This window comes from Algiphilus sp. (assembly GCF_023145115.1).
In the GTDB taxonomy this organism is placed as follows: domain Bacteria; phylum Pseudomonadota; class Gammaproteobacteria; order Nevskiales; family Nevskiaceae; genus Algiphilus.
In genome coordinates, this window is sequence record NZ_JAGLEJ010000056.1 from 1 (window position 1) to 20,534 (window position 20,534).

Consider the following 20,534-nt stretch of genomic DNA (forward strand, 5'->3'; position numbering starts at 1 on the left):
GGGCCGATAAAGGCAGGCAGGTCAGGGGCTCTGCGTCGACGGGCGACGCACGCGGGAGCAGGCTATCCCGCTACGCATGGTCTTCGGGCGATGCCGCATTGCGTCGTTAGCAGCAAGGAGTACGAGACGAGTGGACGAACGCCAGTAGGCGCTCCACTCTCGCGCGCTGTGCCTGTGCCCGCGACAGGACGAGGGGCGCAAGGGGGCGGCGGGGACCGGGCAATGGACCATTGTCGGTCGCACAACCGTCAGCTCCGCGCACAGCGGCCGTCCCGTCACCACGCCGGAGGAAACAGTGCGCTCGGCATCGTCGCCGCACGAGGCGCTGGTCTTTGGTGCGAGCCGCGCTACCGGACGCTGTCAGACGAACGGCGAAGCGTCTGCGCCAGCGGTCTATTGATACTGGTCAGGTATAGAAATTGGCCTTAACCGGTACTGGCCGGACATCGGTCGTGGGAATAAGTCAAGGCTCCGCTCCTTTGGCACCCCAGTCCGCAGGGTCGCGCGAGAGCGGGAGCACGCCCGCAACCAAGGTTTCAGTGGCGGTCTGACGGGGACCCAAGAGTCTCCTTCATGCTTGGCGCATTTCAGGTCAACGATCTTGTTACCTCATGGGTGATGGCGACGGCCTCTGCAGCGTTTCATACTGTTGCCGATTTCGATGCCAGCCACGGAGTAAAATTCTATGATTGCCCAATCGCCGCTGAAGGTCGCGAGTGCCAGCAACCGAGACGTCATAGAGGGCATGGTCAGTGCTTTCTCGCAACAAGACATCGACAAAGTCATGGATTTGTTTAGTGAAGAGGCGGTTTACTATGACGTTCATGGGGGCTCCGTAAGCGGAAAACGCTACCGTGGGAGGGGGGTACGCCTTTTCAACCAGCGCTTATTCCACAGATTGCCGCCTCACAGTTACGAGGATGTAATAATCCTCGTCGATGGCGATCAGGCTCATGCAAGTTGGACACTGGTCATCGAACTGCCCATGGTCGGCAAGACATTGAAGATAAGAGGGTGTGACTATTTTGAGTTGCAGCAGGGCAAGGTCACGCTGAAATCGGCGTGGCTAAAAAGTAAGGCGCCGCTCGCAATCGTGGTGATGGCATATGCTGTTACGCCTGCCTCGTTCTGGTCGTGAGGACCGCAGTCGGGGGGGGGGGAGGGCGTTCAAATGACTGATTCACCCACGACGAGGCGGGGTGGCTTCTGCCACCACCTGAGACACTGGCGTGCGGTCAGGGGCTTCAGCCAGGCGCGCCTTGCGGAAGCCGCTGGGCTTTCTGTCAAGCACATCAACTTTCTGGAAAATGGCCGAGCGCAGCCGAGTTCCGCTATCACGGCGGCCATTGCCGACGCACTGGATCTTTCGCTGAAGAACGCGAATGCCCTCATGCGAGCGGCGGGGTTTTCTCCGATCTATCGGCAACGGCCACTATCATCCCCTGAATTGAACAGGTGAAGAGGGCGGTCGATCGAATTCTTGTCCAGCAAGAGCCTTATCCCGCCATTTTGATGAGCCCGGTTGGAGACTTCATTCAGAGTAATGATGCGGCTGTGAGGTTCTTCTCCCAGTTTGTTCCGATCGAGAAAATGCTCCGCTTCACAAATGTGTATGAACTCTTCTTCTCTGAGGATGGTTTCAAGCCCTTCATCAGGAATTGGGGCCAACTTGCCCCACACATGCTGGCATTTATCAAGCAGGAGGTCTTCGAGCTCGAACCCGGGAATGATGCGTACCGCCTGTATAACAGGCTGCTCAAGAGCTCCGATCTTGAGCGGAACTGGCAGCACGAGTTGGCCGCCGAGGATCAGACGCCCCTGTTCCAAATGGAATTGATGCTCGGGGAGCGCAATCTTGCGCTGTTCTCGACTTATACGACCATGGGGAGCCCCCATGATGTCACCCTGCAAGAACTCAGGCTCGAGTGCTTTTTTCCGGCAGACGAAAGCACGGAGGCGTTCTTTTCTGAGTGAGCCGGCCCTTCTCCGGACACGGTGTAGTGTTCTGATAAGCCACAGGACAAGTACCGTGGATAAGGCTAGTTGTCGGGTTTCGGACGACTGCCTTCCGCACAATAGGCGGCCGTCTCTGATGGGCCGTGAGGCCCTGGCGGGTGTTTTTGGGACGATGTGTGACGGGTCCAGGGTGCTGTTGAGCTTGCACAAGAAAGCGACCACCACGCCCACCACGCCGCCCATGCACCGAGCAATCCGGGAAGCCAAAGGCACTGTGGGCGAGCTGGCGGTACATTTCGGGCAGTCGCGGGACACCATCATGAAATGGCGGCGCCGCGGGTCGACGGCGGATCGCAGTCACACCCCGCATCGGCTGACCAAGAGGTTCAACGACGAGCCGGCCCACAAGCCAGAGATACTCAAGGAATTTGTTCGTGATCACCCGGGACCCGACATGCCCGGAGTGTCATGGCGTCGCCCCGCTTGCCAAACCCGCGGAGTGTGCATGACTGAAATCAGCCCATGGCGATCATCCGGGGCCCGTGGTCTATGCCCTGTCACTCCAGGAGGGGCAACTCGTTTAGTCCAGTGGAAGGAATGTCGTCGACTCCAGGGATGCGCCAGACACACCGCTATCGCGGGTTCTTGTGGACAATGGAACGGGCATCATTGCCTTCCCGCCGAGCATGGACCGTCCCGGGCAGTCCGGCAGAGGAGAACGGGGTGAACGCGTGGAAGAGGCCGGTCGGATGAATGCCTCCGGGGTGGTCAATATCGTCTGCCGATACGTGACGGTCGAGCGGATGCGTCATGGGAGGCCGTCGGGTCAGCAGAGATATCCCGGAATTGCGGATTCGCGACGGGTCTGTCGCCGGGAGCGGTCACGATGAACGACGCCGTGCCGCAGTATCGGTTGTTTGCCCCTTGGGCCGAGGCTCCGCTGGCGTTCACATGTTTGTGCCTTGCCGTCATCACGCTGATCTGGAAGACGGCTGGGCTCGGATTCCTGCCCGGCTGGGAGGATATGTTCGGCGGCGTCGGCTCGCAGTACCCCCGACGTGTTGAGCCAATGGCCCCTGCGTGGAAGGTCGGCTACCTGATGATGTACGGCGTGCTGGGAACGATTGCCACGATTGCCAGCGTGCTTGTCACATGTCGCCGAGGGTCGTTGTCGTCTCCCGCGGGGCTGGCGGTCAGTACCTGGGCGAGGATCCTGGGAGGGTTTCATGTTCTCATCGGGATCCACCACACATTGTGGGCCGCCACGAGCGGGACATGGGGACACTTGACGCTCGATCAGTTCGACGTGCCGGGCTTGTATGTCGTTGGTGGCATTGCAGGATGTGCCACCGGGCTTCATGGGCTTCGACTTCTTCGAACCCGGAGCGTGGATCCCGCGTATCGCATCGTTCGTTCCAAGGTCGCGGTCGATGGCGCGTCGCTGCTGACGTTCGTGTCCGTCCTCATCTTCTTCCCCATGAATGCGCTGGGGCTGCCAAGGAATGCTCTCCTGGAGCGGGTCGCCTGGTCGCTTGTCTTCGTTGGACCTGCGGTCTGGCTCTTGCTCGACGCTGTCATTTCCCGCACCCCACGGACCCTTGCGGTCGAGGGATGAAGGCCGGATTTGCTTGCTCGATGAGCGGTTGGCGTGGGGGGCTAGTACGGAGAACCGGCTGGAAAGGATCGATAGGGGCAGAGCAAGCTCTGGGCAAGACAACGGCCACTGGCGCATGGCGGACACTGTCCCTGTAACCGAACCGTCACATGCCGTGCGTAGTGTCCGGACGCTCGCGGTCGCGCGGGGAGGGCGCGGCCGGTCGTTGGGTCCGACCGCGCATCTGTTCGGCCGCCTTCGCTTCTCTCCTGGGGTTTCCACGAATGTTGCAGGTCAGGCCGTTGCGGTGGTTTTCGCGTGCGCGCGCGTTGAAGCCGGTGATGCTTTATCTGTGCGGGGTTCTCGTGGCCTGTGGCGGCGAGGGGCCTGCGAAGGTGCAAGCGGGCGCAGAGCCGGTCGGTGAGCGGCAGTCGGCGTTCCGGGTCCGCAGAGACTTCAGCCGTGAACTGGATGCCGACGCCGGCTGGGCGGCTGGCGTTGACGAGGCGGCGACCGTGCAGGCGGACACGCCGTTCCGGCTGCGGGTGGAGCTGGAGCACGGCGGTGGCGCGTCGGCGCGGCGCTACGGGTTGCAGGTGCGGCGCAACGATGGCGACTGGGAGCCGCTGGGGGCGGAGAACTTCCCGCAGCCGGCCAAGGAGCTTGAGCTGGATTTCGGAGCGCAGCTGGCGGATGAGTCGGCTGCGCGGTGGGACGTGGTGGATGATTCCGGTGGCGGTGTCAGCGGGCGCGCGGAGGGCGAGGAGGGGCACGCACGCTTCGGCGATGCCGCCGCTCCGGTGCTGGCACTGGCGCGCTACGACACGCACTGGGAGCCGGTGGAGTTCGCGGCGGATGTGCGCTTGCCGGAAGGCGGGTCGGGCAAGGTCGGGCTGGTGTTCGGCTATGCGGATACCGGCAACTACCAGCGCGTTGATCTGCGCGTGGGTGGCGGCGTCGATCTGGTCGCCGTGCGCGACGGCGAGCCGCAGGTGCTGGCGAGCGAGGCCTTCGACGTGCCGGTTGATGAATGGGCCGAACTCAAGGTGGTGCTGCGTGGGCCCGAGATCACGGTGGAGTATGACGACGAGGCCGTGGTGCTCCGCCATCGGCTGGATGGTGCGGTGACGCCGCAGGTGGGCGTGTTCACGGCGGCCGGCGGCGTGCTGGATGTGGCCAGCATCGCCATCGAGGGCATGCCGCGCTCGCCGCGCGTGAGCATCATGGAAGCGCGGTCCTTCGCGCACGGCGATGCGACCACGGATGTGCTGCCGGTGTCGGAGCGGCCCTTTGCGGGCGGCGCCGGTATCAGCTTCGCGGACCGCACGCCGCCGCTCACGGCGGGTGCCGGGCAGAGCGAATGGGAGTTCCCGCTGGTGATCCGCCGCTTCTCGGACGGTGCGCGGGTGAACGAGACCGGCGACCGCTTCGCGTTCCGGGTGGTCGACGACAGCGGGCGGGTGCTGCCGGCAGCGGAGACGGCGGCGGTGACGCTGGAAGTGCCTGAGCGCCATCTGGGCGGCACCTTCGTCGAGACACCGATGCGCATCGGCCCATGGCAGGCGCAGACCGGCGATCTGTACTTCCTGATGGAGCCGGCCGAGACCGACAACATGCTGATGGCGGTGAAATCGGCCGACGGCGGCGGGAGCTGGGCCGAGATGGACGGCGACCATCGCCCCGCCACCGGCGATCTGGAAGGCTTCGCCTCGGTGCTGGTCGGCGACCGCATCCACATGCTGCACCAGACCTCCGAGCACGTCTTCTACCACGTGTTCCGCACCGCCGATCATGCCGAGCAGCCGGACACCTGGGCCATCCGCGACGAGCGGCTGGCCTCGCCGGAAGAGCCGCCGACGCAGGTGGCCGATCTCGCCGTGCGCTCGGACGGCAGCGTGGTCGCGGTATACGGCGGCCCGGAGAAGATCCACACCCGCACCCGTTCACCGGATGGCGAGTGGAGCGGGGAAGCGGTGATCGACGCCGACCGCGGTCCGCATCTGTCCGGGCCGAGCCTGGCGCTGGGCGCGGATGACGTCGTGCATCTCGCCTATACCGGCGATGACGGCACCGCCTGGTATCGGCGGCTGCAGCCGGACGGCACCCTCACGCCGCGGGTGCAGGTGGCTTCCGGCCTCGGCACCGGCAGCGAGGATGTCGGCTCGGTGCTGCCGCTGGTACGGCTTTCCGCTTCGGACACGGTGAGCATCATCGTTCGCCGCGCCGACGGGCATCTCTGGGTGCGCCGCATCGCGCCGGACGGTGATGTAACCGAGCCGGTGCAGGTCAGCGCGCGCCGCGTGGCGCAGAACCCGGTGGATTCCGACCAGACCGGTGCCGATGCCATTGGCTGGGGCGACAGCGTGCACGTGCTCTTCATCGAGGCGGAGAGCGGGCATCTGTTCCACATCCGGCGGCAGGCGGACGGCGACTGGCAGGAAGCCGAGCGACTGGTCGACGACGCTGCCGTGCAGTGGGTGCGCGGTGCCGTTGTCGATACGGCGGACGGGCCGGTCTACGGCTACGTCTACGACGCCGGCTCCGACGGCGGCTCCGGCATGAACCGCTACGGCGAAGTGGCGTTGACGGCGCCCGACGAATAGCGCCGCGCCTCAGAGCTCGGGCGGCGGCTCGGGCTGGGTGCGCAGCGGGGTGGCCTTGGCCAGCGCCATCCAGCTCGCGAAGCTGACCTCGGCCGCGCGCGGCGGCGCCTCGCGCAGCAGCTCCAGGCGGTTGGCCGTGCAGCGCAGCACGCCGCAGTCGTCGGGGATGTCCGCAGCGTCGCCCACGTTCTCGCCGAGCACGTAGTAGAAGCGCGTGGCGAGGGCCTGGTAGGCGGCGCGCTTGTCGGGGCGCTTGAGGTCGCCCAGCAGGTCGCTGCGGCGCACCTTGATCTCGTGGATCACCGGTTCCAGATACGCCGCGCGCGTGGTTTTGCGGATGGAGTACAGGTCCGGTCGCACCTGCAGCCAGCGCTCACCCGGCTTGGCGCGCAGGCTGATCTCGCTGAAGCAGACGCGGTTCTGGGCGTGCAGGTGCTCGGCCACCCGGAGGATGCACTGCTGGTGCGTGGTCAGCGCCTGCTGGTGCTGCTGTCGCTGGCCGGCCAGACCCGCGATGCCGGCGTCGGTGACGCGCAGCGTGTCGGGGCCTGTGGCGCTCGGAATGCGTTCCAGCAGCCCGGCGGCGAGCAGGTCCAGCTCGATGGCGTCCAGGCACGGCCAGCCGGCGGAGCGGTACATGCGGCGCAGGCGCTGCCAGTGCGGGCGCGTGAGGTTCGGGGACTCGGTCATGGCGGCGGGACCGCGTCATCGTGCGCATTCCCCGCGCGGAACGCCACCGCGCGGGGATGCGTGCCGCGCCGGGTCAGGCGTTTTCCTGCTTCGCTTCGTCGCGCAGCTGGTACTTGAGCACCTTGCCGGCGGCCGACAGCGGCAGCTCGGTGCGGTAGCTGAAGCTGCGCGGGCACTTGAAGCGGGCGATGCGCTCGCGGCAGTGCGCGAGCACTGCTTCCTCGTCGACGCGGTCGCCCTCGCGCGGCACGATGACGGCGTGCACGCGCTCGCCCCAGCGCTCGTCGGGCAGGCCGATGACGGCCGCCTGGGCGATCTCGGGGTGGTCCAGCAGGGCGTTCTCGACCTCGGTGGAGAAGACGTTCTCGCCGCCGGTGATGATCATGTCCTTGAAGCGGTCGACGACGAACAGGAAGGCGTCATCGTCTAGGTAGCCGCCGTCGCCGGTGCGCAGCCAGCCGTCCCCGCCCAGCACCTCGGCGGTCTGCTCGGGCTTGTTCCAGTAGCCCTGCATGACGGTGGGGCCGCGGGCGCAGATCTCGCCGACCTCGCCGGTGGGCAGCTCGTTGCCCTCGGTGTCGCGGATGCTGATCTCGGCGGTGCTGACCGGCTGCCCGGCCGATGCCAGCTTGTCGAGCGCGCGGGTGGCCTTCGCGTGGCACCAGCCGGGCAGGGCGGTGATGATCGGCGAGCACTCGGTCTGGCCGTAGAGCTGCGTGAAGCTCGCCTGCGGCAGCGCCGTCAGCGCCTGGTCGAGCAGCCTGGGGTCGATGGGCGCGGCGCCGTACAGGACGGTGCCCAGGCTGGAGGTGTCGCGCTTGGGAAAGTCCTCGTGCTCGATGAGCATGCGGATCATGGTCGGCACCAGGAAGCTCTCGGTGGCGCGTTCGGACTCGATCAGTCGCAGCACCTCGGGCGGGTCGAAGGCGGCCGGGAAGATGTGCGTTGCGCCGCGCAGCGCCCCCTGGATGACCAGCCCCATGCCGCCGATGTGGAACATCGGCGCGCAGTGCAGGATCACCGGCCGGGGCGTGCGCGGATCGGCACCGATGGCGGCGATGGCGTTGATGGCGAAGTTGTCGTGACTCAGCATCACGCCCTTGGGCTTGCCGGTGGTGCCGCCGGTGTAGAGGATGGCGGCCAGGTCGCTGCCGCCGGGGGCGATGTCCGCCATCGGCTCGGCCGCGGCCATGGCGGCTTCCAGCGCCACCGTCGGGGCCTCGGCCTGCTCGGCGCCGATCAGCGCCACCGTCTCCAGCGCCGCGCACTGCTCGCGCGCGGCATCGGCGGTGGCGAGAAAGGCGTTGTCGGTGATCAGCAGGCGCGAGCCGCTGTCGTCCAGCGCGTAGACCACCTCGGCCGGGCTCCAGCGCGCGTTGATGGGCGTGACCACCGCACCGCACCACCAGCCGGCGAAGAAGAACTCCAGGTACTCGGGCGCATTGGCGGCCAGCATGGCGACGCGGTCGCCCGGGCGCACGCCGTGATCGCGCATCACCGCCGCCAGGCGCGCGACGCGGTCGGCCACCTCGGCGTGGGTCCGCCGGCTGTCGGGGCCGACAGTGCAGGTGGCGTCGGGGCGCTCTCTACGCGCCTTGTGCAGAAGCTGGGTCAGGAACACGGCGTCTCCTCCTTGTTCGCTGTGGCTCAGATGGGCGCGTGCGCGATGCCGCCGTCCACGGTGATCTCGGTGCCGGTCATGTAGCTGCCGGCGTCGCTCGCCAGCAGCAGCAGCGGGCCGTCGAGTTCCTCCATTGTGCCGAGTCGCTTCATGGGGATGGTCCTGGTGTAGCGCTGACCGGATTCGGTGGCGAAGTAGTCCGCGTTGAGCGCGGTGAGGAACCAGCCCGGGCAGAGCGCGTTGACGCGGATGTCGTTGCGCACCAGCTCGATGGCCATGCTGCGGGTCAGCTGGATGACGCCGGTCTTGGAGACGTTGTAGGCCACCTTCAGCGCGCCGGTGCGCAGCCCGTAGATCGAGGCGACGTTGACCATGACGCCGGGGGTGCCGTGCGCCACCCAGTGCCGCGCGGCCTCGCGCGCCATGCGCCATGCGCCGTTGAGGTTGGTATCGACCACGCGCTGCCAGTCGTCCTCGTCGGTGTCGAGGAACTTCTTGGGCTCGCCTGCGATGCCGGCATTGTTGATGAGCACGTCGAAGCCGCCGTCGGCCGACAGCGCGCTCATGGCCTGCTGCACGCCGTCAGGGTCGGTGACGTCCAGCGTCAGCGCGCGGGCGCTGCCGCCGGCGTCGTTGATGGCGGCCACCTGCTCGGCGAGCTGTTCCTGCCGGCGCGCGGCGAGCACCACCGCCGCCCCGGCATCGGCCAGCACGCGGGCGAAATGGGCGCCGAGGCCGCTGGAGGCGCCGGTGACCAGCGCGGTCTTGCCGTCGAGGCGGAATGCGGGCATGCAGTGGGCTCCCGGTAGGGGTCAGTGGGCGGAATCGAGGCGCTTGCGCGCGATGCTCCAGCGATGCACTTCGCTGGGGCCGTCATAGATGCGGAAGGCGCGCATGTCCTTGAAGATGCGCATGACGATGGTCTCGCCGGTGACGCCCTGGCCGCCCAGCACCTGCACGCAGCGGTCGACCACGCGCCAGGCGGCTTCGGAGACCATCACCTTGCTCATGCTGGATTCGAGATTGCCGCGGTTGCCCTGGTCCAGCACCCAGGCGGTGTGCCAGATCGCCAGCCGCGCGGCGTGCAGGTCCATCTCGTTGTCGGCGAGCTGGAAGCCGACGCCCTCGTGCTCGCCCAGCGGTCGCCCGAAGGCCTCGCGCTTGCGGGCGTAGTCCAGCGCGATGTCGTGGGCGCGGCGCGCCTGCCCCAGCCAGCGCATGCAGTGGGTGAGCCGGGCCGGCGCCAGCCGCACCTGGGCGTAGCGGAAGCCCTTGCTGATCTCGCCGAGCACGTCGGCAGCCGGCACGTACAGGTCCTCGAAGTGCAGCACGCCGTGGCCGCCGGTGAAGCAGCTGTCCAGCGCGTCCATGCTGCGCTCGAGACGGATGCCGGGCTGGTCCATGTCGGCCAGGAACATGGTCGCCGCGCCGTCCGCCATCTTCGCCATGACGATGACGAAGCCGGCGCCGTCGGCGCCGGTGATGAACCACTTGCTGCCGTTGATGCGGTAGCCGTCGCCGTCGGCGGTGGCGGTGGTCTGCAGCATCGACGGGTCGGAGCCGGCGCCGGGCGGCGGCTCGGTCATCGCGAAGCAGGAGCGTACATCGCCCGCGACCAGCGGCTTCAGCCAGCGCTCGCGCTGCTCCGGCGTGGCGACCACTTCCATGAGATGGACATTGCCCTCGTCGGGGGCGTGGATGTTCATCGCCACCGGGCCCAGCGGGGAATAGCCGGCCTCCTCGAAGACGACGGCCTTCTCGGCGTGGGTCAGGCCCATGCCGCCGAGCTCGGTGCCGGCGTGCGGCGTCAGCAGGCCGGCGTCGCGGGCGCGCGTCACCAGTTCATTGCGCAGCGCCTCGCTCGGGCCGTGCGGGGTGTGGCGCGGGTCCTGCTCCAGCGGCATCACCTGCTCGGCGATGAAGGTGCGCGTGCGGTCGCGCAGTTCCGCCATGCGCGGGGTCAGCGAGAAGTCCATGCGGGGCTCCGGGGGCGATCAGAAGGTGCGTTCGTCGATGATGTCGCGGGCCATGTCGAGCAGCCCGTCGGCGAGATCGCCGAGAGTGGCGTACTGCGGGTCCCGGGTGCCGCCGTTGTGCCAGCGCGCGCACAGCTGCTGGAAGATGACCGCGGTCTTGAAGGTGGCCAGCGCGCGGTGGAAGCGGAAGTCGGAGAGATCGCGACCGGTGGCGCGCGCGTAGCGCTGCGCGGCGTCCTCGCGGCTGGGGAAGCCGGGCTGGTCGGTGGGCATCTGCGCCATCCGATGCATGCACTCGGGATCGCCGGGGCGCACCCAGTAGGACAGCAGCGTGGCGAGGTCGAACAGGCCGTCGCCGCGCGTGCCCTGGTCCCAGTCCACCAGCGCCACCGGTTCCAGCGTCTTCGGGTCCAGCAGCAGGTTGTCGAGCTTGAAGTCGTTGTGGATCAGCGAGGCCGGGCCGTCCGGCACGCGGTGGGCGTCGAGCCACTCGCCGACCCGCTCGATGCGCTTGCGCGTGGCCTCGGTGCCCCAGCCCTCGATGGCCAGGTTGGCGCGCTTGCGCCAGCCGCGCACGGCGCGTTCGAGAAAGCCGTCGGGCTTGCCGAGATCGTCGAGGTCCACGGCGGCCGGCTCGACCCGGTGCAGCTCGGCGAGGCGGTCCACCAGCATCGCGCCCAGCTGCTCGCCCACGGCCGGGTCACCGGCGTGCTCGGTCGGCAGCTCGCTGCGGCAGGAGATGCCGCGCCGGAACTCGGTGATCTGGAAGGGCGCGCCCAGCACCCCGTCGTCCTCGCACAGGTGCAGCGCACGCGGCGCCAGCGGGTACTGCTCGTGCAGGCGCGAGAGGATCTTCGACTCGCGCCCCATGTCGTAGGCGCCCGGCGGCAGCGGGCCCATGGGCGGGCGGCGCAGCACGGCCTCGCCGCCGTCGATGCGCACCAGGTAGTTGAGATTGGCGAAGCCGCCGGCGAACTGGCGCGGCGCCGGGTCGGTCTCCAGCTGCATGCCGCGCTCGGCGAGATAGGCGGCCAGCCGGTCCCAGTCCTGGGCCACGGTGTCCGCCTCCGGGCGCAGCAGCGTCGCGAGGAACGGGTCGGTCATCGAGCGGGGTCTCCCTGTCGCATGGTCGGCGCGCGACGGCGTCGCCATCACTTGCTTGTCGCCAACTAGTAAATGAATACTAGGGCAGCTACCGGCGCGGGTAAACCATGCAAAGTGGCAGGACGCAACGACGCACGCAGGAAGAACGCACCGCGCTGTCGGATCGCCGCATGCTCGATGCGGCGGTATCGCTGCTGGTCGAGGCGGGCATGGCCGGCACCACGCTGGCGGCCATCGGCGAGCGTTCCGGCTACTCGCGCGGGCTGGTGACGCATCGTTTCGGCTCCAAGGCCGGCCTGTTCGCCCACGTGCACGACACCGTGATGGCGGACTGGATCGCGCGCGTGCACGAGGCGGTGGGCGAGGCGGTCGGGCTGGATGCGCTGCAGCGCGTGGTCGATGCGCTCTACGGCTTCATCGCCGAGGCACCCGACGAGATCCGCGCCATGTACCTGCTGCGCTACGCCAGCATCGACCCGTCGGCCGAGTTCCGCGCCAGCGTGGCGCGCGCGCATCTCGCGCAGCGCCGCGATGTGCAGCGCTGGATCGCCGCCGGGCAGTGCGATGGCGGCATCGATCCGTCGATGGATGCGGCCGAGGTCGCCGAGCTGTTCTGTGCCTGCGTCGACGGCGTCATCTATCGCTGGCTGGTGACTCCGGACATTCCGGTGCGCTCGCTGCACGAGCTGCTCAAGCAGCAGGTCGATACGGCCCTGCGGGTCCGGGCAGCATCGGGCTGACCGCGCCTGCACGCGTGTTCCGGAGGGGCAGCGCTTGCCGGATGGGCCCGGTCGCGGTCAGCGGCCGGCCTCAAGGGCCTCCTGCACGAAGTCGAGCCGATCCTGACCCCAGAACATCTCGTCGTTGACGAAGATCGCCGGCAAGCCGAAGAGGCCGCGTTCCACGGCGGCAGCGGTCGCCTCCTTCAGGCGTGTCTTCACCGTCTCGTCCGCGGCGATCGCAAGGAGCGCATCGGGGTCGAACCGGTGCCTTTCCAGCGTTTGGCGCAGAACACTCCCGTCGCCCAGGTCGCGGGACTCGACCCACATGCCCGAGAACAACGCCGCCATCAGTTCCGGAAAGCGCTCGCGCTGCTGATGCTGCACGCCGGTGGCCATGCGCATCAGCGTGAGCGTATTGATCGGGAAGTGCGGATTGAATGCCAGCGGCACGCGGTACCGGTGAGCAAAGCGTTCCAGATCGCGCGTCATGTAGGCGGCCTTGGCCGCGTTCGTCATCGGCGAGGCATTGCCCGTGGCCTGGAAGATGCCCCCCAGTAGTACGGGGTGATAGACAAGCTCCGCGTCGTTGTCGCGCGCCATCCCCGGGAGCCGGGTCCAGGCGAGATACGCGGTCGGGCTGCCGAAGTCGAAGTAGAAATCGATGCGCTGGGGCATGGCGTCACCACGTTTCCATGTAGGGACGCAGGTCCATCTCGAAGGTCCATGCGTCGCGCGGCTGACAGTGGATCCGCCAGTAGTTCTCCGCAATGTGCGCAGGTTGGAGGACCCCGTCCCTGGGCATGCGCTCGGCGTAGAGCTCCGGCATGTTCTGGCGGATAAAGCCGGTATCGACCGGGCCGTCGATCACGATGTGCGCGACGTGGATATTCTGCGGCCCCAGCTCGCGAGCCATGCTCTGCGCCAGCGCGCGCGGTGCCGCCTTGGCGCCGGCGAAGGCGGCGAACCCGGGTGCACCGCGAAGACTCGCAGTCGCGCCGGTGAACAGGATGGTGCCGCGTCCGCGATCGACCATGCGCCGCGAAACCTCGCGCGCGCTGAGGAACCCGGCGAAGGCAGCCATCTCCCAGATCTTGAAGTACTTGCGCGCGGTTTCCTCGAGGATCGAGCTGGGTACGTTGGCGCCGATGTTGAACACCAGCACTTCGACCGGGCCGATTTCGCTCTCGATACGCTCGACAAGCGCTTCGACATCCGCCTCCTTGCGGGCGTCGCAGCTGCAGGCGACCGCATGACCGCCTTCGGATCGGATCTGCGAGACGAGGGCATCGAGCTTGCTTGCATCGCGGCGCGTCACGCACGACACGTAGCCCTCGTCGGCGAATCGCCGTGCGATTGCGGCGCCGTTGCCGTCGCCGGCGCCCACGATGAGCGCTACGGGCGACGGGGCGGAATCAGTGGGCATGGACGGCTCCTGTTTGCTCCCGCATCACTGGCGAGGGTCGGCTGCCGCGGAATGAATAACGACCGTGATTGATAACGAACGTTATGCTGCGGTTCCGAGCATGTCAACGACGGGTGCCCGCAGTGCGCTACTCCCCGGAACAGAAGACCAGGAACCGCGAGCGCATCCTTGATGCAGCCGGTGCGCTCATCAAGTTGCGCGGCTTTGCTGCCACCGGTGTCGATGCGTTGATGGCGGCATCGGGGCTCACCGCGGGTGCCTTCTATTCCAATTTCCGGTCGAAGGCGGAATTCCTGGGCGCGCTGGTCGATCGCGAAATGGGGAGCTCGGTGTTGCGCTTCGAGGTTGCGTCAGTGGCTGAGGCCAAGGCCTGCTTTGCTGCCTATCTCAGCCGGGCTCATGTCGAGCAGCCGGAGCAGGGCTGCATCCTTCCGGCACTGAGCGCAGAGGTTGCGCGCTCGGACGAGACCGTGCGCGGAGCCTTCGAGAGGCGCTTGTTGGAAGTGCACGCCGGGACTGTGCGGCAAACCCGGGACGAAGCGCTGGCCTGGTCGCTGCTCGCCCAGGCGGTGGGTGGTGTCATGCTCGCGCGGGCGGCGCAATCGCCGGATACGCGCCGGAGCATTCTCAAGAGCCTGCGCACCTGCATCGACGAAGCGATAGACGCACACGAAAGCCGAACCGGTAGCAACACGTAGCGATACCTCAGCCGGAACCCGCGAAGGAGACCGCACCCATGTCGCATATCGAAACCACCGTCGAGGGTCATGTCCTCGCGATCAAGGTCAATCGCCCCGACAAGCTCAACGCGCTTTCACCGGAGATGTACAGCGATCTCTCGCTGGCGCTGGGTCGACTCGACCGCGAACCGGAGCTGCGCGTCGGCCTGCTCCATGCCGAGGGCAAGCACTTCAGCTCGGGCGTGGAGCTCGACAGGTGGGCGCCGATGTTCGCCAGGGGCGAGGGCTTCCCCTGCCCGGAGGGCGGCATCGACCCCTTCGCGCTGTCCGGACCGCGCTGCTCGAAGCCGGTCGTCATGGCGGTGCAGGGCTACTGCTATACCTGGGGCGTGGAGATCATGCTCAACACCGACGTGCGCATCGCGGCGGACGACACGCGCTTCGCGCTGCTCGAGGTCAAGCGCGGCATCTACCCGTGCGGTGGCGCCACGCTGCGCCTCCCGGAGCAGATGGGCTGGGCCAACGCCCAGCGCTATCTGCTGACCGGCGATGCCTGGAGCGCCGCCGAGGCGCTGCGCACCGGCCTCGTGCAGGAGGTCGTCACGCCCGGCGAGCAGTTGCGCGCGGCGCGTGCCGTGGCCGAGCGCATGGCCGCCGCGGCGCCGCTGGGCGTGCGGGCGATCCTGCGCTCGACGCGCCAGGCGCGGGTCGACGGTGAGGCGGTCGCGGCGGCGCATGTCTTCGACGACATGCCGGCGGTGATGGCCAGCGAGGACGCGAAGGAGGGCGTGCAGTCCTTCGTCGAGCGGCGCGACGCGGTGTTCAAGGGCAGGTAGGGTCCGGCGCCGCGCGTCGTGTCATGTGGGGGAATCGCGGGACACGATCCGGATGGCGCGGCGGGTAGGGTGGAGGCCACGCCCGCCGACGAGAACCCATGATGCGCTGGTGCGAGTTCTTTTCCTCCTCGCGGTCTCTGCTGCTGCCGATGGCCCTGATCGCGGGGCTCATGGCGCCCGCGCTCGCGCAGGCAGCAGGCGAGCACTATTCGGACGGTCATGGTGGCGAGGTCTTCTTCCCGATGGGTGCAGTGTCCTTCGCCGACGAGGTCTCGCGCTTCGACGCGGGCGATCCGGCCGCCGACGACGCGCAGTACTCCGAGGCGGAGCGCGCGCTCGACGCGCCGCGCTACGCGGAGGACAAGGACGATTTCGTGACCCTCGGCTGTGCCGGCGGGCTTGTGCTGCGCTTCACCGACAACCAGCTGATCGACGTGCCCGGGCCGGATCTGTACGTCTTCGAGATCGGCCCGGATACCGAGCCCACCGCGCTGGCCGTCTCCGCAGATGGGGAGGCCTGGACGCGCGTCGGCACCATCGCCGGCGGCAAGGCGGAGATCGACCTGGCCCCGTACGTGGGCGCGGATGACCAGTTCCGCTTGGTGAAGCTGGTCGACCTCAAGCAGGCATGCGACAGCGGCACCCCGGGCGCGGATGTCGACGCCGTCGGGGCCATCGGGTCGGCCACCAGCATCGCTCTGGACAGCGCGGTGCTCTTCGACTCCGGAGCGCACCGGCTCAAGCCCGGGGCCTTCGAGGCGCTCGACACGGTGATCGCGGAAATCGGTGATCCGGCCTCCAGTCGGGTGGAGGTCGCCGGCCATACCGACGGCGTTGGCGATGCGCGGGACAACCTCGCGCTTTCCCGCAGGCGTGCCCGGGCCGTCGCCGACTATCTCGTGGAGAACGGCGACTTCGCGGTGGACGCGGTGACGACGCGGGCCTTTGGTGAGACCCGTCCGGTGGCCGACAACGACACCGTCGAGGGGCGCGCCCGCAATCGTCGCGTGGAGTTGACGGTGAGCAGCACGCGAACGGCCGAGGCCGGGCCGGCCGAGGTCGAGATCCTCGGCGTCTGGGGCGGTACGAGCGGGCGTAGCGCTGACCGCGTCGTGGAGCTGCGCCGCGAGGGCGACCGCATTCGCGGCGACTATGACTTCGACGGCAGCCGCGTGCTCGGCGCGTTCACCGATGCGACGACTTTCGAGGGCTTCTGGATCAAGAAGCGCTCCGGGCAGAAGTGCGACAGCGCCAGGGACGGCAGCCATTACTGGGGCCATCTGCGCCTGGAGTTCGGTGGACCGGCGCGGAACCGCTTCGATGGCCTCTGGCGCTACTGCGGCAGCGACGAGGACGATTGGAGCCCGAAGGGCTGGCGCAACATCGAGCGCCTGCTCTGATCCGCGCCCGGTGTCGTCGCCCGGCAGGGCCTTTGAATCGGCCCGCGGCGATCTGTCACGCTGCGCGTGAGTAGTGTCGAGACGGGGCGCCTTATGAGCCACGGATTGCGCAGGACCGGATGGAGTGCGCTGGCAGCGAGCGCGGCGATGGCGCTCGTCGCGGGCTGCGGCGGAAGCGATGGGGGCGGTGACGGCAGCCGCAGCATTGCACTCGACTTCACCGCCGAGGATGCGCCGGACGCCCGGGGATGGGAGGCCGGATTCGCGGATTACGCGGCCGAGCAGGACGCGATAATGGAGTTCGAATCGGGACACGAGCCACTGCCGGGCGCGCTGGCGGGCGAGGGTCACGGCCTGCTGGTGGGCGCGACCAACCGCTCCGACGATGTCTTCATGTACTGGACCGGGCCGGTGCAGAACCTGGCGCCGGAAACCTCGTACTCGGTGCGCTTCACGGTGGAGTTCGCCACCGACTCGCCGGCGGGCTGCGCCGGCATCGGCGGGCCGCCCGGCGAGGCGGTACGGGTCAAGAGCGGCATCACCACGGTCAGGCCCGAGGCGGAGCTGGTGGGCGGCGACTGGCGCATGAACATCGACAAGGGCAACCAGTCCACTGGTGGCACCGACGCCATCCTGATCGGCAACGTGGCCAACGGTGAATCTGGCTGCAGCGCAGGTGAGCGCGTGTGGGCGCTGAAGACGCTGCAGAGCGACGGCGCCTTCGTCCTCAACACCGATGCCGACGGCGCGGCCTGGCTCACCGTGGGCACCGACTCCGGCTTCGAGGGACGCACCGAGCTCTACTACACGCGCATCGAGGCAGTGCTGGAGCCGCGTTAGCCGGCCTCGTCCCCGCCGGCGTGGTCGCGCCGGAACTGCCCGGGGCTGCGGCCGGTGGCGCGCCGGAAGGCGCGCGTGAAGTTGGCGGCGTCGGAATAGCCCAGCTCGATGGCGATGCGGGTGATGCCGAGGTCGGTGTCGCGCAGCAGGCGGACCGCGTGCGCATTCCGTGCGTCGTTGGCCAGTGCACGGAAGCGGTAGCCCTCCGCGCCGAGGTAGCGGTCCAGCGTGCGCGGCGAGACATTGAGGATGCGCGCCAGCTCGCCCAGCGTCGGCACGCCGCCGCTGGCTTCGCGCAGCATCATCGCGACCCAGTCGGACACCTTGCCGGCCGCCGCCGCGTTGCGCAGCAGCGTCTGGCAGCGGGTCTCCGCCATGCTGCGCGCGTCGGGGTCGGCCATTGCCAGCGGGTGCCGGTCGATGCTCGCCGGGAAGCGCAGGCGCACGCCCGGCGTGGGCTCGGCCTCGAAGCGGCAGGCGGCTTCGTGCATCGCGCTGTAGCGTGCGATATGTGGCGGCGCGGCCATCGACAGCTGCATCCGGTAATCCGGGAGGCGCCCCTGGCTCATGTCGCGGATCTCGTGGTGGGCGGCCACCGCGATCGCCTCCAGATGGAACTCGAGACACTGGTGCCCCATCGCGGTTTCGGGCGTGAACCGCAGCTCGGCGGTCTGCGCGTCGACGTGATAGCGGGCCCGGAACGTGGGCATGACCAGGCCGAAGTAGCGCGCCACGAAGCGCAGCGCATCCCCGAGATCGGCACTGCTGAGCATGCCGTAGCCGACGATGTGGTGGGCGCTGACCTTGAGGGCCCGGCCCAGGTCGAAGGCGAGGTCGCTGCGCGCGCCGCGCTCGGCGATCAGCGCCAGCAGCCGTTCGACCCGCGGCAGATCGAGCATGGCCTCCGGGGCCCCGAAGGCATCGGGTTCGATGCCGGCCTCGCGCAGCAGCGCGCTCGTGTCGAAGCCGTCCCGTGCTAGCAGTTCGTCGAGCCGGGTGTAGTAGCGCGCGGGTACCTTCGGGGTCGATTGGCGCATGGCGGGCCTCCTGCCGCAGCGCGCAGTGTCAGAAAATGACCATTGACTGTCAACAAATGACAAGTCGGAAGCGGTGGCCGGGCGCAGCATGGATCCTGCAGGCGGAACGGTGCCGGGAGGCGGCGCCCCGCTGTTGCGGATTCCATTCGGAGGAGGGACAGCATCATGACCACGTCAACCACCACGCACGACGGCACCACCTGGCGCGACGGCAAGCGCTGGCTCTGGGTGCTGAGTCCGCTGTTGCCGCTCGCCGGCCTGGTGTCGGTCGCGCTCGCGGCGATCCACGGCATCGGCGCGCTCTACTGGGCGATGCCCGTCATCTTCTACGGCCTCGTGCCGCTGCTCGACTACCTGATCGGTGTCGACCGCGTGAATCCGCCCGAATCGGCGGTGGGGCCGCTCAGCGAGGACCCGTACTATCGCGGCATCGTCTTCGCCTACATCCCGACCCAGTACGCAGCCACCATCCTGGGCGCATTCCTGGCGGTGCAGGGCGGCATGGTCTGGTGGGAGGTGCTCGGGCTGGTCATCACGGTCGGCATGATCAACGGCATCGGCATCAACACCGCGCACGAGCTCGGCCACAAGACCAACAGCCTGGAGCGCTGGCTGGCCAAGCTGACGCTGGCGCCGGTGGCCTACGGGCACTTCTTCGTCGAGCACAACAAGGGCCATCACAAGAACGTCGCCACGCCGGAGGACCCGGCCAGTTCGCGCATGGGCGAGACCTTCTGGGGCTTCCTGCCCCGGACGATGGCGGGCAGCCTGCGGTCGGCGTGGAACATCGAGAAGGCGCGCCTGGCCCGCAAGGGCCGTGGCGTCTGGACAGCGGACAACGAGAATCTCCAGGCCTGGGCCATGACCGTCGTCCTCTTCGGCGGCCTCACCCTCTGGCTGGGGTGGCCGGCGCTGCTCTTCCTGGCGGTACAGGCGGTCTACGGCGCCAGTCTGCTGGAGGTGATCAACTATATCGAGCACTACGGCCTGCTGCGTCAGAAGCAGCCCGGCGGCCGCTACGAGCGCTGCAACCCCAGCCACTCCTGGAACAGCAACCACGTGGTGACCAATCTGTTCCTCTACCAGTTGCAGCGCCACGCCGACCACCATGCCAATCCCACGCGGCGCTTCCAGGCTCTGCGGCATTTCGACGAGAGCCCGCAGCTGCCTTCCGGCTATGCCTCGATGCTGCTGCTGGCGTACTTTCCGCCGCTGTGGTTCCGGCAGATCGATCCGCTGGTGGTGGCCCACTACGATGGCGACCTGACCAGGGCCAATCTGCTGCCTTCCCGGCGCGACAGGCTGATGGCGCGCTGGCAGGGAGCGCGTCTCGACGACGGGCATCCCGATCCGTTTCCAGGCGAGCACGACCCCGCCGTGGATGCGGGCGCGGCGCAGGTGGCCGGGGAGCAGCGCTATCAGTGCACCGACTGTGGCTACATCTACGACGAGCGCGAGGGTTGCCCGCACGAAGGGTTCCCGGCCGGGACGCGCTGGTCGGCCATTCCGGACGACTGGGCCTGTCCGCAGTGTGCGGTGCGCGACAAGGTCGATTTCCGCCATCTGGCCTGATCGCTACCGCTCTGCGGGCCGCCACGGGCGCGGGGTGTCCACGGCATCCCCGCGCCCGTGGTGCTTGCGGAGTCACGCGGCAGGAATTTAATATCGCGCGCTTGTCGCACCCGCCGGGGGATTGCAAACGCCGGGTTGCGTCGGGAATTTTCGAACTCTTCTTCTGACACGCAACACAACTGGGTTGGAGCATGGCCAAAGCAAAATTCGAGCGCACGAAGTCTCACGTGAACGTTGGGACGATCGGTCACGTGGACCACGGCAAGACGACGCTGACGGCGGCGCTGACGCTGTGCCAGGCGAAGAAGTACGGTGGCGAGGCGCAGGCGTTCGACATGATCGACAAGGCGCCGGAAGAGAAGGCGCGCGGTATCACGATTTCGACGTCGCACGTGGAGTACGAGTCGGACACGCGTCACTACGCGCACGTGGACTGCCCGGGGCACGCGGACTATGTGAAGAACATGATCACGGGCGCGG

20 protein-coding genes are annotated in these 20,534 nt (G+C 68.0%); 12 read left to right on the top strand and 8 right to left on the bottom strand.

The window, feature by feature from the left end; genetic code table 11:
• The first annotated feature begins 685 nt into the window (after positions 1-685).
• The 5 genes from KAH28_RS17255 to KAH28_RS17270 all read left to right on the top strand — a co-directional run bounded on the left by KAH28_RS17255 (position 686) and on the right by KAH28_RS17270 (position 6,153).
• Positions 686-1,138: a nuclear transport factor 2 family protein gene (locus KAH28_RS17255; RefSeq protein ID WP_290578816.1), complete on the top strand. Its 453-nt coding sequence runs from the start codon at positions 686-688 to the stop codon at positions 1,136-1,138.
• A gap of 33 nt (positions 1,139-1,171) precedes the next feature.
• A complete protein-coding gene (locus KAH28_RS17500; protein ID WP_366918225.1) occupies positions 1,172-1,459 on the top strand; it encodes a helix-turn-helix transcriptional regulator in 288 nt (95 codons plus the stop codon).
• Entirely contained in the window at positions 1,456-1,974 is a 519-nt protein-coding gene (locus tag KAH28_RS17260; protein ID WP_290578818.1) for a hypothetical protein, read from the top strand. Before KAH28_RS17500 ends, KAH28_RS17260 begins: the two co-directional genes overlap by 4 nt.
• Positions 1,975-2,842: 868 nt before the next feature.
• Positions 2,843-3,571 carry a hypothetical protein gene (locus KAH28_RS17265; protein ID WP_290578820.1) on the top strand — a complete coding sequence of 243 codons (729 nt, stop codon included), beginning with the start codon at positions 2,843-2,845 and terminating at the stop codon, positions 3,569-3,571.
• Between the two features lie 374 nt (positions 3,572-3,945).
• Complete coding sequence (locus KAH28_RS17270; RefSeq protein WP_290578822.1) at positions 3,946-6,153, top strand: hypothetical protein; 2,208 nt, start codon at positions 3,946-3,948, stop codon at positions 6,151-6,153.
• Positions 6,154-6,162: 9 nt separating this feature from the next.
• Here the strand turns inward: KAH28_RS17270 and KAH28_RS17275 are convergent, their stop codons facing one another.
• The 5 genes from KAH28_RS17275 to KAH28_RS17295 form a co-directional block, all read right to left on the bottom strand.
• On the bottom strand, positions 6,163-6,843 hold the full coding sequence (locus KAH28_RS17275; RefSeq protein WP_290578824.1) for a hypothetical protein: 681 nt from the start codon (positions 6,841-6,843) through the stop codon (positions 6,163-6,165).
• Between the two features lie 73 nt (positions 6,844-6,916).
• Positions 6,917-8,464, bottom strand: coding sequence for a long-chain fatty acid--CoA ligase (locus KAH28_RS17280; RefSeq protein WP_290578826.1), 1,548 nt, complete (start codon positions 8,462-8,464; stop codon positions 6,917-6,919).
• A gap of 26 nt (positions 8,465-8,490) precedes the next feature.
• A complete protein-coding gene (locus tag KAH28_RS17285; protein WP_290578828.1) occupies positions 8,491-9,255 on the bottom strand; it encodes a glucose 1-dehydrogenase in 765 nt (254 codons plus the stop codon).
• A gap of 21 nt (positions 9,256-9,276) precedes the next feature.
• Positions 9,277-10,440: an acyl-CoA dehydrogenase gene (locus KAH28_RS17290; protein WP_290578830.1), complete on the bottom strand. Its 1,164-nt coding sequence runs from the start codon at positions 10,438-10,440 to the stop codon at positions 9,277-9,279.
• An 18-nt stretch (positions 10,441-10,458) separates the two neighbouring features.
• Positions 10,459-11,544, bottom strand: a complete 1,086-nt coding sequence (locus KAH28_RS17295; RefSeq protein WP_290578832.1) for a phosphotransferase family protein — start codon at positions 11,542-11,544, stop codon at positions 10,459-10,461.
• 107 nt (positions 11,545-11,651) lie between these two features.
• On the opposite strand from KAH28_RS17295, the gene KAH28_RS17300 reads away from it, so the two are divergent.
• Complete coding sequence (locus KAH28_RS17300) at positions 11,652-12,284, top strand: TetR/AcrR family transcriptional regulator (protein WP_290578834.1); 633 nt, start codon at positions 11,652-11,654, stop codon at positions 12,282-12,284.
• A 57-nt stretch (positions 12,285-12,341) separates the two neighbouring features.
• Here the strand turns inward: KAH28_RS17300 and KAH28_RS17305 are convergent, their stop codons facing one another.
• Complete coding sequence (locus tag KAH28_RS17305) at positions 12,342-12,941, bottom strand: 2-hydroxychromene-2-carboxylate isomerase (protein WP_290578836.1); 600 nt, start codon at positions 12,939-12,941, stop codon at positions 12,342-12,344.
• Between the two features lie 4 nt (positions 12,942-12,945).
• A complete protein-coding gene (locus KAH28_RS17310; RefSeq protein WP_290578838.1) occupies positions 12,946-13,689 on the bottom strand; it encodes an SDR family oxidoreductase in 744 nt (247 codons plus the stop codon).
• A gap of 122 nt (positions 13,690-13,811) precedes the next feature.
• On the opposite strand from KAH28_RS17310, the gene KAH28_RS17315 reads away from it, so the two are divergent.
• The 4 genes from KAH28_RS17315 (at position 13,812) to KAH28_RS17330 (ending at position 17,445) form a co-directional block, all read left to right on the top strand.
• On the top strand, positions 13,812-14,387 hold the full coding sequence (locus KAH28_RS17315) for a TetR/AcrR family transcriptional regulator (RefSeq protein WP_290578840.1): 576 nt from the start codon (positions 13,812-13,814) through the stop codon (positions 14,385-14,387).
• A 38-nt stretch (positions 14,388-14,425) separates the two neighbouring features.
• Positions 14,426-15,205, top strand: coding sequence for a crotonase/enoyl-CoA hydratase family protein (locus KAH28_RS17320; RefSeq protein WP_290578842.1), 780 nt, complete (start codon positions 14,426-14,428; stop codon positions 15,203-15,205).
• 98 nt (positions 15,206-15,303) lie between these two features.
• Positions 15,304-16,605: an OmpA family protein gene (locus KAH28_RS17325; protein WP_290578844.1), complete on the top strand. Its 1,302-nt coding sequence runs from the start codon at positions 15,304-15,306 to the stop codon at positions 16,603-16,605.
• A 147-nt stretch (positions 16,606-16,752) separates the two neighbouring features.
• The gene (locus KAH28_RS17330; RefSeq protein WP_290578846.1) at positions 16,753-17,445 is read left to right on the top strand and encodes a hypothetical protein; all 693 of its coding nucleotides are present in this window, start codon (positions 16,753-16,755) and stop codon (positions 17,443-17,445) included.
• Here the strand turns inward: KAH28_RS17330 and KAH28_RS17335 are convergent.
• Positions 17,442-18,482, bottom strand: a complete 1,041-nt coding sequence (locus KAH28_RS17335) for an AraC family transcriptional regulator (protein WP_290578848.1) — start codon at positions 18,480-18,482, stop codon at positions 17,442-17,444. The genes KAH28_RS17330 and KAH28_RS17335 overlap by 4 nt on opposite strands.
• A gap of 165 nt (positions 18,483-18,647) precedes the next feature.
• Between KAH28_RS17335 and KAH28_RS17505 the strand changes: the two genes are divergently transcribed.
• Complete coding sequence (locus KAH28_RS17505) at positions 18,648-20,054, top strand: fatty acid desaturase (protein ID WP_366918226.1); 1,407 nt, start codon at positions 18,648-18,650, stop codon at positions 20,052-20,054.
• A gap of 191 nt (positions 20,055-20,245) precedes the next feature.
• Positions 20,246-20,534 (top strand): GTP-binding protein (locus KAH28_RS17350; protein ID WP_290578850.1); only part of this gene is annotated, 289 nt, incomplete at its 3' end.

Excerpts from the sequence above, each read along its gene's own strand:
- KAH28_RS17255 (WP_290578816.1), top strand. The coding sequence starts at position 686 with ATGATTGCCCAATCGCCGCTGAAGGTCGCGAGTGCCAGCAACCGAGAC.
- KAH28_RS17500 (WP_366918225.1), top strand. The coding sequence starts at position 1,172 with ATGACTGATTCACCCACGACGAGGCGGGGTGGCTTCTGCCACCACCTG.
- KAH28_RS17265 (WP_290578820.1), top strand. The coding sequence starts at position 2,843 with ATGAACGACGCCGTGCCGCAGTATCGGTTGTTTGCCCCTTGGGCCGAG.
- KAH28_RS17275 (WP_290578824.1), bottom strand. The coding sequence starts at position 6,843 with ATGACCGAGTCCCCGAACCTCACGCGCCCGCACTGGCAGCGCCTGCGC.
- KAH28_RS17285 (WP_290578828.1), bottom strand. The coding sequence starts at position 9,255 with ATGCCCGCATTCCGCCTCGACGGCAAGACCGCGCTGGTCACCGGCGCC.
- KAH28_RS17290 (WP_290578830.1), bottom strand. The coding sequence starts at position 10,440 with ATGGACTTCTCGCTGACCCCGCGCATGGCGGAACTGCGCGACCGCACG.
- KAH28_RS17295 (WP_290578832.1), bottom strand. The coding sequence starts at position 11,544 with ATGACCGACCCGTTCCTCGCGACGCTGCTGCGCCCGGAGGCGGACACC.
- KAH28_RS17300 (WP_290578834.1), top strand. The coding sequence starts at position 11,652 with ATGCAAAGTGGCAGGACGCAACGACGCACGCAGGAAGAACGCACCGCG.
- KAH28_RS17305 (WP_290578836.1), bottom strand. The coding sequence starts at position 12,941 with ATGCCCCAGCGCATCGATTTCTACTTCGACTTCGGCAGCCCGACCGCG.
- KAH28_RS17310 (WP_290578838.1), bottom strand. The coding sequence starts at position 13,689 with ATGCCCACTGATTCCGCCCCGTCGCCCGTAGCGCTCATCGTGGGCGCC.
- KAH28_RS17320 (WP_290578842.1), top strand. The coding sequence starts at position 14,426 with ATGTCGCATATCGAAACCACCGTCGAGGGTCATGTCCTCGCGATCAAG.
- KAH28_RS17325 (WP_290578844.1), top strand. The coding sequence starts at position 15,304 with ATGATGCGCTGGTGCGAGTTCTTTTCCTCCTCGCGGTCTCTGCTGCTG.
- KAH28_RS17330 (WP_290578846.1), top strand. The coding sequence starts at position 16,753 with ATGGCGCTCGTCGCGGGCTGCGGCGGAAGCGATGGGGGCGGTGACGGC.
- KAH28_RS17335 (WP_290578848.1), bottom strand. The coding sequence starts at position 18,482 with ATGCGCCAATCGACCCCGAAGGTACCCGCGCGCTACTACACCCGGCTC.
- KAH28_RS17505 (WP_366918226.1), top strand. The coding sequence starts at position 18,648 with ATGACCACGTCAACCACCACGCACGACGGCACCACCTGGCGCGACGGC.